Here is a 12,255-nt window from a genome sequence, read left to right as displayed (position 1 = left end):
GCGCTTCGAGTGAAACCTCTCAGGTCGGAGCGCGTGTGGTGGGAGGCCGCCCCACCGGCCCGGGGTCCATTTGGACGCGCCGGGCCGGGGCGGGGATTCAGCGCCGGGGCCGCTCGGACGGAGGCGGGCGAATCTGTGTCTTCTCGGAGCCGCCGTTAGCGTTGTGCGAGCCGCCGGTGTCTTCCTCCTCGTCCTCCGCGGAGCGGGACGGCGCCGGGCGGCGCGCGCCGGGGGCCGGGCGGGCTCCCGAGGCCAGGTTGGGCGAGGGCGCCCGGGCCGGCGGGGTGAAGGGCGGCGGCCGGCGCGGGGGCACCGTGCGAGGGCCGTCATCCTCCGCGAGCAGGTCCTCGGAGACTTCCACCTTGGCCTCGATGGGCGCGGCGGCGGTGCGCGTCTCGTCGGGGGCGTCCGCGAAGGGGTTGCGCGTGGGCGGCGGCGTCGCGTCGTCGTCCATGGGGGCGGGGGGCGGACGCGGCGGCGCGGCGGGGGGGCGGGCGGCCTGCGCGGCGGGCTTCGCCGCGGGGGGCGGCTCGGGTGGGCGCACGCGCGCGGACGGCGGCGGCGTGGGGTGGCTGGCGGGCACCTGCACCTGCACGGGCGGGCTGGCGGGCGCGGGAGGCGGCGGCGCGGCGGCGGCCTTGCCCGCCTTCACGTCGCGGGCCTCCTGCTTGAGGCGCTGCTCGAAGGCGGCCCACTCCGACTTGAAGTGGGCGGGGTCCGGCGTGCCCGACTCGCGGTGCTTCAGCGACGGGGCCCAGCGCACCGAGTACGCCTCGCCGGCGTGGAAGGTGGGCGGCGGGGGCAGGCCATAGGTGGCCGGGTCGAAGAAGGACTCGTCCAGGTCGTTGAAGCCGTACGCGCGGGCCTTGCTGACGAAGTTGGGGATGATGCCGGTGGGCGCGTGGTAGCCGAGGATGTGGTCGTCCTCGTCCTTGGTGACGGGCGTGAAGACGAAGATGTCCTGGGTGCGGTAGTCGCCCTTCTCGTTGAGGGGCAGCACCTCCGACAGGGCAATCGTCTTGCGGCTGCCGTCGTGGAGGCGCTCGCAGCAGATGATGAAGTTGATGGCGCTGGCCACCTGGGCGCGCACGGCGACCATGGGCAGCTCGACGCCGGACATGAGGCACAGCGACTCGATGCGGCGCAGCGTGTCCGTGGGCGTGTTGGCGTGCGTGGTGGCCAGCGAGCCGCCGTGGCCCGTGTTCATGGCCTGCATCAGGTGGAAGGCCTCGCCGCCGCGCACCTCACCGACGACGATGCGGTCGGGGCGCAGACGCAGCGCGGAGTGGAGCAAGTCGCCCATGTCCACCGCGCCCTTGCCGAACTTGTCGGGCGGCCGGCTTTCGAAGGGCACCACGTGGGACTGGTTGAGCTGGAGCTCGGCCGAGTCCTCGATGGTGAGGATGCGCTCCTCGTCCGGGATGAGCGACGACACGATGTTGAGCAGCGTCGTCTTGCCCGAGCCCGTGCCGCCGGCCACCAGCATGTTGAGCTTGGTGGCGATGCCCGCCTCGATGAGGCGCGCCATCTGCGGCGTGAGCGACCCGAACTTCATCAAGGAGTTGACCGTCAGCTTCTCCTTGAAGAACTTGCGGATGGAGATGGTGGTGCCCTTGCGCGCGATGGGCGGAATCACCACGTGGATACGGCTGCCATCCGGAAGGCGCGCGTCCAGGCGAGGGCGCTCCTCGTTGAGCATGCGGCCGACGAACTGCGCCATGTTGCGCGCGGCGCCGATCAACCCTTCTTCGGTGAACGACGCGTCCACTTTCGTGAGCCGGCCCTTGCGCTCAATCCAGATGTCGGTCGGGCCGTTGATCATGATTTCCGACACGGCCTCGTCGTCCATGTAGGGCAGGACGGGCTTGAGGAACGCGCGGAGTGACTCGTTGTACATCGTCATGGCGCCGCCCAGGCTAGCGCGCTCTGGCCCCAGGGCCCAAGAACCCGCCTTGCCTGCCCGGCTGGTTTCTGGGGCAGGGGCCGCCCGCGTCCGGTTTCGGGCGGGTCCGGATGGAAAGCGGTGGGACCCCTGAGCACCCGGTGTTTCAATGCCGCCGCCACGGTGAGGGGAGGCCGCATTGCTCGCGGATGGGTTGCCCGAGGATTGGAAGCAGGTCTTGCGTGAGGCGCTCGAGGCGCCGTCGTTCAAGGAACTGGAGCGCTTCGTCGAGGCGGAGCGGCGCGAGGCCACCGTCTTCCCGTCGGAAGAGGACCTCTTCTCCGCCTTCCGCCTCACGCCCTACGCGGACGTCCGGGTGTTGCTGCTGGGGCAGGACCCGTACCACGGCCCCGGGCAGGCGCACGGCCTGGCCTTCTCGGTGCAGCCGGGTGTGACGCCGCCGCCCTCGCTGCTCAACATGTTCAAGGAGCTGGAGAGCGACGTGGGCGTGCCCCGTCCCCGCGACGGCTCGCTGATTCCATGGGCCGAGCAGGGCGTGCTGCTGCTCAACGCCGTGTTGACGGTGCGGCAGGCGAAGCCCAACAGCCACGCGGGGCACGGCTGGGAGGCCTTCACCGACGCCGTCATCCGCGCGGTGAGCGACCGGGAATCCCCGGCGGTGTTCCTGCTGTGGGGCCGCTACGCGCAGAAGAAGAAGAAGCTCATCGATGCGAAGCGGCACGTCGTCATCGAAGGCACGCACCCCTCGCCGCTGTCGGCCAGCAACGGCTTCTTCGGCAGCCGTCCGTTCAGCGCGGTGAACGCGGCCCTGGAGTCGCACGGCCAGCCGCCGGTGGACTGGCGCCTGCCTGCTTGAGACTCGGGCCGGACAGGGCCGGGGTGCGTTGATACGCTGCGGTGCGACATGACCGCTGCCTTCCTCGCCGCCACCACCCCCGAGCCGCTCTCTCCGAACCGCTACGGCATCCGCTTCTCCGCGCCCTGGTACCAGGGGAAGGGCGCCTATGGCGGCATCGTCGGGGGCTCGGTGATGCGCGCGCTGGAGCACACGCTGGCGCAGGCGGACCAGGCGGGGCGTCCGGTGCGCACGCTGACCGTGCACTTCTGCGCGCCCGCGGTGGCGGGTGACGCGGAAATCCAGACGCGCATCGAGCGGGCGGGGCGGTTGGTGACGCATGCGACGGCGCGCATCGAGAGCGCGGCGGGCGTGCTGGCCGTGGCCACGGCGACGTTCGGCGCGACCCGGGGCGGCGCGACGGAGTACTTCGACGTGAAGCGCCCGGTGGTGCCGCCGCCGGAGGACGTCCCGGTGGTGCCGGACGACGTGCCCATGCCCACCTTCTGCCAGTTCTTCGAGTACCGCTTCTGCGTGGGCTCGGCGCCGTACTCCGGCGCGGACGTGGCGGAGACGGGCGGGTGGATTCGCTCCAAGGACGCGCTGGTGCTGGACGCGCCGCTAGTGGTGGGGCTGATGGATGCCTATCCGCCGTCCGTGCTCGCGCGCGTGGACGGCTTCCACGCGGCGGCGAGCGTGGACTTCACGGTGCACTTCTTCCATGACCTGCCGCGTCCCGGCTTGAGCGCGGACGCCCAGTTCCTGCGCACGGGGCGCTCACGGCAGGCGGCGGAGGGCTACTCGGAGGACTTCCAGCAACTGTGGACGCGGGAAGGGGAGCTGCTGGCCCAGTGCCGCCAGTTGGTGGCCGTGCTGGGGTGACGTGGGAGCGCCGCTTCAGGCGGCGGCGGACGCGAGCTGCTTGATGAGCAGCCGCACCAGCTCCACCGGCTGGATGGGCTTGGGCAGCAGCTCCGCGCCGTAGCGAATCGCCACGGACACGAGGTCATCCAGGTCCTCGTGTCCGGTGAGGAAGATGAACGGCACCCGGCAGTCCTTCAGCTCCCGCATCACGGTGAGCACGTCGGAGCCGTTCATGTCCGGCATGTTGTAGTCGCAGAGGATGGCCGCGATGCTGGACAGGTCCAGGTTGAACGCCTCGGAGGGCGACTGCACGGTCACCACGCCGTAGCCCGCGCTCTCGAGGATGTCCCTCACCACCGAGAGCACGAAGGCGTCGTCGTCAATCACCAACACGTTCTGCATCAAGGGCCTCTCCGAGTGCGCTTCGGCCCATCCTATCCGAGCTGTGTCGACAGGATTGTCACATGCGACACGTCTCAGGGGGCGGGGTGGGACGGACCCTGTCCCAGCGCGCCACCGGGCGCGGAGGGGATGAGCACCAGGTCCTCCTGGGGCGGGATGAGGTACTCGGCGCCCGTCTCGGTGACGACGGCCATCTCCTCGACGGAGACGATGCGCTGGGCGCCCTCGCCGCCGTCCGGCCACGCGTAGAAGCCGTCGAAGGCGAAGACCTGCCCGGGCCGGACGATGCGCGCGGACTGCCCCTTCGCGGGCGCGCCCTTCTGTGCTCCCGACAGCGCGGGTCCCACGTCATGCGCCCAGTACCCCACGGGGTGCCCCGTTCCCCACATCACGGGCTCCGAGCCGGCCTCGCGCATCCAGTCGCGCTGGGCCTTGTCCACGTCCCAGCCGCGCACGCCGGGTTTCAGCGTGGCGAGTGCAATCCGGTTGCCCTTCTTGCCCTTCTCCCACTTCTCCAGGGCCTCCTTGGGGGGCTGCGTCTGGCCCGGCGCGAGCACGTAGGCGAAGCGCTGGATGTCCGTCACCCACATGCCGCCCACGCGGATGCCGAAGTCCGTCTTGACGAAGTCGCCCGGCTGGATGACGCGCTCGGTGGCGTGCGAGTGGCCCCGGGTGGGGCCGCTCTGGACGTTGGGGTTCTGGTCCGGCGCCCACGCGTCACCCACGCCCAGCTCCGCCATGCGCTTGCGCAGGAAGCGGGCCACGTCCACGTCGCGCGTCTTGCCCGGCACCACGGCGCGGTAGGCCTCGATTTGCATCTGCGAGGTCAGCTCGGCGGCCTTGCGGAGGATGTCGACCTCCTCGGGCAGCTTCACGGAGAGCCATTCGGAGACGAGGTCCTCGGAGGACACCAGCTTCTTGCGCAGCGCGGGCGTCAGGGCCTTCTCCAGCGCGGCGCGCTGCGTGGCGGACAGGCCATCCGCCACCATCACGGACGTGGAGGAGTTCACCGCGATGCGCGCGGGTTTCGCCGCGGCCAGCCGGGAGGCCACCTGCGCGTAGAGGTCCGCGCCGCGCTCCAGGGGCACGACCTCGTCGAGCGGGGCCACGTCCCTGAGCGCGGTGGCCTCGCCCGCGGGGGACAGGGCCACGCCGTGGACGGTTTGCTTCTGCCGGAAGAACAGGAAGGCGGCGGTGCCCCCCGCGTTCTCACAGCCGACGTGGATGGCCAGCGGGTCGTTGTGGTTCTCCCGGCAGATGAGGACCCAGGCATCCACGTTGGCGCGGGCCATGGCCTCGGGGAGCAGCTTCTGGATGCGCGCCTTGCGGATGCGGGGCCAGGCGTCCTCCGCGACGATGGGGCTGCCCGGCGCGGCGCTGGCGACGGGCGCGGCGAGGAGCAGGGCGGAGAGCAAGGCGGGCCGGACGCGACTCATGGGGGGAGGTCCTTTCGGGAAGGGACGCGCATCTTCCCCGAGGTGCGGACGGGAAGGGACTCGCGCCGCGTGAAGTCGTGTGGCGTGCGTGCGAAGAACCGTGCAAAGCCCGCTATCTGGCGGGGCGATGCAAGCGCTGGCGCCGTGGCTCGTTTAAGGTGGTGTCCATGGCCAAGAGCCCCTCCCAGAAGCGTCCGTCGAAGGCGAAGAAGCCCGCCGCCTGCGGCACGTCCGCCGCGACGTCGAAGTCGAAGGTGAAGCAGGCCGCCGCTCCGAAGTCGGCTGTCGCGCCGAAGAAGGCCGCCGCTCCGAAGCCCCCCACGCCGCCCAAGCGGGCCTCGTCGGCACGCGCGGCCGTGCCCCCGGAGGCCGAGTCCTCCCGGCCTCCCGTCCTTGAAGCCGAGCCCGTGTTCTCGGACGTCCCCGAAGCGGGCCGAAAGACCCCCAAGGCGCTCCCGTCCGGCGAGCCGTCAGGCCGCGTCCTGCCCTTCGAAATCGACCCGAAGCGGATGGAAGAAGGGCTGCGCAAGCTCCAGGGGGAGATGGTCCACTGGGCCAACAAGGGCCGCTACACGCGGGTGCGCTTCAAGTTCCGGGGCAAGCAGTTGCTGCCGGACCTGCCGTTGGCCGCGGTCGTGGCCGCCGAGGGGCTCACGTTCTACTGGGGCGGTATCCTGCGCGTGCTCATCGCCAACGTGGTGGGCGGCAGCGTGTTCCAGGTGGAGCTCGTCAACGACTCGGAGAAGCGCATCCAGGCGGGCAAGGAGGCGCTGCTGTCGGGAGACGTGGACCAGGCGTTGGCGCTGTTCCGCGAGGCCGTCGCCATGGACCGCGACCAGCCCTCCGCGCACCTCAACGTGGGCGTGGCCCTGAAGCTCCAGGGCGACCGTTCCGGGGCCCTGGCGGCGTTCGAAAAAGCGAAGGAATTGGACCCGGAAGGGCCCGTGGGCGCGGAGGCCGAGCGCCTGGCCGCTCCCCTGCGTCCGCAGGGCTGAAAAAGGCCCGTCCAAGCGTTCAAAAAGAGGTCCCTTTCCGGCATCCCGCCGTCCGGGGCACGACCCCCCTGTTTCCTCTGTTGACGCTGGGAAATCCAGGGGTTACGAACGCTCACTCACTGGATGGCGGCCCCCTTTGGCGGGCCCCTCCGCAAACTTCCAGAGCTCATGGCTGACGACACGACCGACAAGCCGGCATCGCCCTCCGCGCCTCCTCCTCCGGACAGCGCTGGAGAGCTCATTCCCGTCAACATCGAAGACGAGATGCGCCGTTCGTATCTCGACTACTCCATGTCCGTCATCGTCGGGCGCGCGCTGCCTGACGTGCGAGACGGCCTCAAGCCCGTGCATCGCCGCGTGCTGTTCGCGATGAACGACTTGGGCAACCTCCACAACCGCGCGTACAAGAAGTCCGCGCGCGTCGTGGGTGACGTCATCGGTAAGTACCACCCGCACGGTGACTCGTCGGTGTACGACGCCATGGTGCGCCTGGCGCAGGAGTGGAGCCTTCGCTACCTGCTGGTGGACGGCCAGGGCAACTTCGGCTCGGTGGACGGCGACTCGCCCGCGGCCATGCGCTACACGGAAGTGCGCATGGAGCGGCTGGCGGAGGACCTGCTGGCGGACATCGACAAGGAGACGGTGGACTTCGGTCCCAACTACGACGACTCGTTGGAAGAGCCGCTCGTCCTCCCGTCGAAGTTCCCCAACCTCCTGGTCAACGGCAGCAGCGGCATCGCGGTGGGCATGACCACCAACATCCCGCCGCACAACATGACCGAGGTCATCAGCGGCACGCTGCACCTCATCGACAACCCGGGCTGCACGGTCCGGGACCTGATGGAGTTCATCACCGGTCCGGACTTCCCCACCGGCGCCATCATCACCGGGCGCGAGGGCATCGTCCGCGCCTACGAGACGGGCCGTGGCCAGGTCACCATCCGCGCGCGCGCGGACATCGAGACCTCCAAGAAGGGTGACCGCGAGGCCATCATCTTCTCGGAAATTCCGTATCAGGTGAACAAGGCGCGGCTCATCGAGAAGATCGCCGAGCTGGTGCGCGAGAAGAAGCTGGAAGGCATCAGCGACATCCGCGACGAGAGCGACCGCCAGGGCATGCGCATCGTCATCGAGCTCAAGCGCGATGCGATTTCGCAGGTGGTGCTCAACAACCTGTACACGATGACGTCGCTGGAGACGACCTTCGGCGCGGTGATGCTGGCCATCGACGGTGGCCAGCCTCGCACGCTCAACCTGAAGGAGATGCTGGACCGGTTCATCGCGCACCGCCGCGACGTGGTGACGCGCCGCACGCGCTACGAGCTGCGCAAGGCGCTGGCGCGCATGCACATCGTCGAAGGTCTGCTCGTCGCGCAGGACCTCATCGACCTGGTGGTCAGCCTCATCCGCGCGTCCAAGGACCCAGACGAGGCACGCTGGGGCCTGATGAACATCCTGTCGCCCGCGCTGTACGAGCACGAGCGCTTCGCGACCCTCCAGCGCATCGACTACGCCAAGGCGAAGGCGCAGATGGAGCTGCTCGTCTCCCGCGCCCGCAACGAGGAGCCCAGCTACGCGGGCCTGGCGCACAAGTACGAGGGCGCGGGCTTCAGCGAGGGCCAGGCGCAGAACATCCTGGAGATGCGCCTGCAGCGGCTCACCGGCCTGCAGCGCGAGGAGCTGTTCCGCGAGCTGATTGGCCTGGTGCGCGACATCGCGCGGCTGCAGGACATCCTTGCCAACGAGCACAGCCTGCTCAACGTCATCAAGACGGAGCTGCTGGAGATTCGCGACCGCTACGGCGACAAGCGCCGCACGGAAATCACCGGCGCCGTGGATGAGATGACCAGCGAGGACCTCATCGCCGAAGAGACGATGGTGGTCACGCTGTCGCACACGGGCTACGTGAAGCGTTCGCCGCTGACCGAGTACCGGGCGCAGAAGCGCGGCGGGCGCGGGAAGACGGGCGCGGCGACGAAGGAAGACGACTTCGTCAGCAAGCTGTTCGTGGCCAGCACGCACGCGTTCCTGATGCCCATCACCACGAAGGGCAAGCTGTACTCGCTGAAGGTGCACCAGATTCCGCAGGCCAGCCGCACGTCGCGCGGCAAGGCGATGGTGAACCTGGTGCAGTTCGGCGAGGGCGAGCGGCTGGCGCAGGTGCTGGTGACGCGCGACTTCCCGGAGAACCGCTACGTTTTCTTCGTGACGAAGCGGGGCGTGGTGAAGCGCACGGACCTGAGCGCGTTCGAGAACGTCCGCTCCAGCGGCATCATCGCGTTGGGCATCGACGACGGGGACGAGCTGGTGGCGGTGATGATCACCGACGGCAGCAAGGACATCCTGCTGTCGACGGCGTCGGGCATGAGCATCCGCTTCCCGGAGACGGAGGTCCGCTCCATGGGCCGCCAGGCCTACGGCGTGAAGGGAATCACGCTGGAGGACGGCGACGAGGTGGTGGGCGCCGACGTGGTGGAGACGGACGCGGCCATCCTCACGGTGACGGAGAACGGCTACGGCAAGCGGACCCAGGAGGCCGAGTACCGGCAGCAGGGCCGTGGCGGCAAGGGCATCATCGACATCAAGACCACCGAGCGGAACGGCAAGGTGGTGGGTCTGCTCCAGGTGAAGGAGTCGGACGAGGTGATGCTGGTCACCAACGGCGGCATGCTCATCCGCATGCGGGTGAAGGAGATCTCCGTCATCGGCCGCAACACGCAGGGCGTGCGGCTGATTGCGCTGGAGAACGAGCAGGAGAAGGTCATGGCCATCTCCAAGCTGCCGGAAAGCGACGAGTCGGAGGAGAACGGCGAGACGGTGGCGCCGGTCGAGGGCGCGGTGCCCACGGCGGAGGGCGAGGTCGCGGCGCCGGCGGAGGCCACGGGTGAGGTTGCTGCCCCGGTGGACGCCGCGGCGCCGACGGAAGCGGCCGCCGAGCCGGCCCCCGCGTCCGACGACAGTGGCTCCTCGGGTGGCGAGGAGCCTCCGCAGGGCTGAGTCGTCCGCAGGTGAGGAGCGGGGGCCTGAGGGCCTCCGCTCCTGAATCCCGTGAGGCCGCCTCAAGGTCTCACGGGCGCTGAATCGCCAGGATGCGGTGCTTCGAGACCTCCACTGCGTAGGTCGAGCCCATGTCCGTGGCAGGGCCCTCTTCGTCACAGGCGCCGTCCTTCACGGTGAACCGGACGAACACCACGCCTTCAGGCCCTGGGGCGACCGTGACGTCGAACGACGCCCGTTGATACAGGCAGACTTCATCCGGGGTCGCTCCGCGATGAGGCTGCACGCCCAATGGCCGGAAGTCATCCATCGCCAGGCTGATGGCCGCTGCGATGTCCGCCGGAATCCGTGTTCGCCCTTCGGCTGGAAGGTCGATGGGGAACGTAAATCGGGCCGCGTCTTCCGGAGGCGCGCGCTCCGGCATCATTGGACGACGGAGGAGTCCGCAGGCGGGCAGGGCGATGCAGAGGCAAAGCAGCAGTGGGCGAGGCATGTTCCCTCCTGGCTACGGCAGCGGCGTGTTCAAGCATCGTCTACAGGTGTGATGTAGCCGAAGGGCTTGTCGGCGGGGGTGATGATGCCGATGAGCTGCCAACGCTTCCCTCGCCGGACGTAGACCTCACCTGGGCGTTCAGGGTCGCCGAGGTTGGGGATGAGCTTCATGACTCGGCACTCCGCATCGAACTGCACGCGAATGAGCCAGCGCTGATGGTTCGCGCGCCTGTCTTCCGGAGACATCGGCGATGGGAACCATGGATGACTGTGGTAGTCCGCGACGATGGATGCGTAGCCTCGCGAGTCATCGACATACCGGGGGGCATGGCAGCTCTTGCGTTTGTCTTCGAAGACAATGGTCGTTCTGCCCAGCGGGGACGGAAAGCTCGCATGGTGCATGCCGTCGCGAAGCGTATAGATCGCGCCGCAGTACTCCTGGCCGAAGTTCTTTGCCTGTGCGCCGTCCATTTGCATGATGGCGGGACAGAGCTGGTCGATGACGTCGTCGATGTCGCGAGAAGGCTGAATCGCGGGCCAGGGGCCGCGCACCCACACATCGCCATTCCTGCGGCCAAAAAGGCTCCCGTCGCCGGTACGTAGGTAGGATTGGCCGCCGCACCCCAGTAACAAGACCAGCAGTACGCCTCGATTCAGTCCCATGCTCCCCCCAGAGAGACGTCCTCAACGCTGACTGAGGGGATGGTAGCTCAACGCAGGTCTGCTGGAATCCGGCTGGCATCCAGCCTGGGCACACCGACCTGCGTCACGGCCTGCGCGCCAAACCCATTCGCAATCTCAGCACACCGCGCGAGCGGCAGCTCCCGCAGCAATCCCAACGCGAACCCCGCGAGGAAACAGTCCCCCGCGCCCGTGGCATCCACTTCCTCCACGGGAACACCGGGTACATCCAGACGCGCATCCGCCGTGTACACCGTGCACCCCCGAGGGCCACGGGTCACCACCAGGCACGTGCGCCGCCGCACCCGTTCGATGTCCAGCGCCTCGGCTTCCTCCTCGCTGGCCTTCAGCACGCGAAGCCGCTCCAGCATCGCGTCGAACGGCGTGTCCTCCAGCCTCACGTTGAGGACCCGCCCTTGGGCGTCCAACGTCCGCAGCAGCCCTTGCGCATCCGCCAGTACATGCCGGGCGCGCTCCGAGACACGCAGCAGCGTCTCGGGCAACACCTCACCCGCCACGCCACACGCCAGCGCCACGCGCGCGTCCACTGTGATGTCCTCGGGGAGGATGGGCTCCGACTTCGCGCTGACGTGAAGCGTCCGCGTCTCACCCGTCAGGTCCGCGATGAACTGCGTGGTGCGAGTGCCCGGAACGACGCGCGGTGGGTACCGCACCTGGTGCGCGTAACGGAAGTCCTCGCCCGCCACGGCGGCCACCGCGTAATCCCGGTTCATCGCATCCAGCACGGCGGAGATGTACGCGGCCGACCCGCCGAGCGCGTGCGTCTCCCTGCCGTGCCCATGCCTGAGCAGGTCATGGCAGTAATTGCCGACGACCAGGATGTCGCGAGTGGCCGCGGGCCGCATGGCGTGGGTGCTACTTCCGCGTGAAGTCCTTCGGCACGGGCGTCTCCGTGGCCTTGTCGTCCGTCCAGGCGATGTTGAGGATCCACCAGCGCTGGCCGTCGAAGACGAGCTGGATGCTGTTGACCCCCTGGACCAGCACCGGGCCGTTCAGGCTTTCGCGCGTCTCATACGCGCTCATCGCGTGGACCATGTGGCCGTAGCCCGACGTCTGGCGGTGCAGCTCCTTCTCGAAGAAGCCGCGCTTGCCGAACGCCACCGTGGCGGAGCCGACGTAGGCTTCCGGTGAGAAGGGCGTGGCCACGGGCGAGGGCCCCGGCTTCGCCTTGCGCATCGGAATCATCTGGGCCCCCGGGTGGAAGAGCGAGCGGAACCGTTCCCAGTCGCGCGGCTGTCCCGCCGGTCCGCTGATGACGTTGTAGAGCGCGGCGATGATGGCGTCGACGGACTTCACGTCCTCCGGCCGCGGCGCGGGCACGGTCTGGAGCTCGCTCCGGATTCGCCGCATGGCCTCGTTCATCGGGTTGGGCGCCAGCTTCTTCTGCGCGGGGGAGGACGAAACCTGCGGCGCGGCGGGCGCTGGTTGCGCGAACGCGGAGGGAGCGGTGAGCAGGGCGGCGGCGCAGGCGATGATGAACGGGCGAGGCATGATGTCTCCACGGTGTCGGGAGGAAGCGTCCCCAGAGGCTACTCCGGCGCGAGGCGACGCGCTGGTGTCACCTGCGCCGTGCTCCGAAAGGCGACACCGCACATCCGGTGGAAGCCGGGCATCCCCTCCGTTAGGGTG

Annotated in this window: 11 protein-coding genes; 4 read left to right on the top strand and 7 right to left on the bottom strand. The window is 69.1% G+C overall.

Annotation, left to right across the window (positions count from 1 at the left end):
- Positions 1 to 97: 97 nt before the first annotated feature.
- On the bottom strand, positions 98 to 1,903 hold the full coding sequence (locus A176_RS30275; protein ID WP_049872410.1) for a TadA family conjugal transfer-associated ATPase: 1,806 nt from the start codon (positions 1,901 to 1,903) through the stop codon (positions 98 to 100).
- A 178-nt stretch (positions 1,904 to 2,081) separates the two neighbouring features.
- On the opposite strand from A176_RS30275, the gene A176_RS30270 reads away from it, so the two are divergent.
- Positions 2,082 to 2,759, top strand: coding sequence for a uracil-DNA glycosylase (locus tag A176_RS30270; protein WP_002638715.1), 678 nt, complete (start codon positions 2,082 to 2,084; stop codon positions 2,757 to 2,759).
- Positions 2,760 to 2,807: 48 nt separating this feature from the next.
- Positions 2,808 to 3,620, top strand: coding sequence for an acyl-CoA thioesterase (locus tag A176_RS30265; protein WP_002638716.1), 813 nt, complete (start codon positions 2,808 to 2,810; stop codon positions 3,618 to 3,620).
- Between the two features lie 15 nt (positions 3,621 to 3,635).
- Here the strand turns inward: A176_RS30265 and A176_RS30260 are convergent, their stop codons facing one another.
- Both A176_RS30260 and A176_RS30255 read right to left on the bottom strand, forming a co-directional pair.
- A complete protein-coding gene (locus A176_RS30260) occupies positions 3,636 to 4,004 on the bottom strand; it encodes a response regulator (protein ID WP_002638717.1) in 369 nt (122 codons plus the stop codon).
- A gap of 74 nt (positions 4,005 to 4,078) precedes the next feature.
- Entirely contained in the window at positions 4,079 to 5,440 is a 1,362-nt protein-coding gene (locus A176_RS30255; protein WP_002638718.1) for a M24 family metallopeptidase, read from the bottom strand.
- A gap of 167 nt (positions 5,441 to 5,607) precedes the next feature.
- Between A176_RS30255 and A176_RS30250 the strand changes: the two genes are divergently transcribed.
- Positions 5,608 to 6,435: a tetratricopeptide repeat protein gene (locus A176_RS30250; RefSeq protein WP_002638719.1), complete on the top strand. Its 828-nt coding sequence runs from the start codon at positions 5,608 to 5,610 to the stop codon at positions 6,433 to 6,435.
- A gap of 168 nt (positions 6,436 to 6,603) precedes the next feature.
- On the top strand, positions 6,604 to 9,432 hold the full coding sequence (gyrA, locus tag A176_RS30245; protein WP_002638720.1) for a DNA gyrase subunit A: 2,829 nt from the start codon (positions 6,604 to 6,606) through the stop codon (positions 9,430 to 9,432).
- Between the two features lie 70 nt (positions 9,433 to 9,502).
- Here the strand turns inward: gyrA and A176_RS30240 are convergent, their stop codons facing one another.
- Genes A176_RS30240 through A176_RS30225 form a run of 4 tightly spaced genes read right to left on the bottom strand, consistent with a single transcriptional unit; the run spans position 9,503 to position 12,117 of the window.
- A complete protein-coding gene (locus tag A176_RS30240; RefSeq protein ID WP_044891082.1) occupies positions 9,503 to 9,925 on the bottom strand; it encodes a hypothetical protein in 423 nt (140 codons plus the stop codon).
- A 29-nt stretch (positions 9,926 to 9,954) separates the two neighbouring features.
- The gene (locus tag A176_RS30235) at positions 9,955 to 10,587 is read right to left on the bottom strand and encodes a hypothetical protein (RefSeq protein WP_044891083.1); all 633 of its coding nucleotides are present in this window, start codon (positions 10,585 to 10,587) and stop codon (positions 9,955 to 9,957) included.
- A gap of 47 nt (positions 10,588 to 10,634) precedes the next feature.
- Positions 10,635 to 11,471, bottom strand: a complete 837-nt coding sequence (locus A176_RS30230) for a PfkB family carbohydrate kinase (protein WP_002638723.1) — start codon at positions 11,469 to 11,471, stop codon at positions 10,635 to 10,637.
- A 10-nt stretch (positions 11,472 to 11,481) separates the two neighbouring features.
- Positions 11,482 to 12,117 (bottom strand): hypothetical protein, encoded by a 636-nt coding sequence (locus A176_RS30225; protein WP_002638724.1) that lies wholly within the window; start codon positions 12,115 to 12,117, stop codon positions 11,482 to 11,484.
- Positions 12,118 to 12,255 lie beyond the last annotated feature (138 nt).

This window comes from Myxococcus hansupus, from assembly GCF_000280925.3.
Lineage (GTDB): Bacteria > Myxococcota > Myxococcia > Myxococcales > Myxococcaceae > Myxococcus > Myxococcus hansupus.
Note: the sequence above shows the minus strand (reverse complement) of the source record. Positions and strands in the feature narration are given on the sequence as shown.

Coding starts and splice junctions, on each gene's coding strand:
- A176_RS30260 (WP_002638717.1), bottom strand. CDS start 4,004: ATGCAGAACGTGTTGGTGATTGACGACGACGCCTTCGTGCTCTCGGTG.
- A176_RS30250 (WP_002638719.1), top strand. CDS start 5,608: ATGGCCAAGAGCCCCTCCCAGAAGCGTCCGTCGAAGGCGAAGAAGCCC.
- A176_RS30230 (WP_002638723.1), bottom strand. CDS start 11,471: ATGCGGCCCGCGGCCACTCGCGACATCCTGGTCGTCGGCAATTACTGC.
- A176_RS30235 (WP_044891083.1), bottom strand. CDS start 10,587: ATGGGACTGAATCGAGGCGTACTGCTGGTCTTGTTACTGGGGTGCGGC.
- gyrA (WP_002638720.1), top strand. CDS start 6,604: ATGGCTGACGACACGACCGACAAGCCGGCATCGCCCTCCGCGCCTCCT.
- A176_RS30275 (WP_049872410.1), bottom strand. CDS start 1,903: ATGACGATGTACAACGAGTCACTCCGCGCGTTCCTCAAGCCCGTCCTG.
- A176_RS30225 (WP_002638724.1), bottom strand. CDS start 12,117: ATGCCTCGCCCGTTCATCATCGCCTGCGCCGCCGCCCTGCTCACCGCT.
- A176_RS30240 (WP_044891082.1), bottom strand. CDS start 9,925: ATGCCTCGCCCACTGCTGCTTTGCCTCTGCATCGCCCTGCCCGCCTGC.
- A176_RS30265 (WP_002638716.1), top strand. CDS start 2,808: ATGACCGCTGCCTTCCTCGCCGCCACCACCCCCGAGCCGCTCTCTCCG.
- A176_RS30255 (WP_002638718.1), bottom strand. CDS start 5,440: ATGAGTCGCGTCCGGCCCGCCTTGCTCTCCGCCCTGCTCCTCGCCGCG.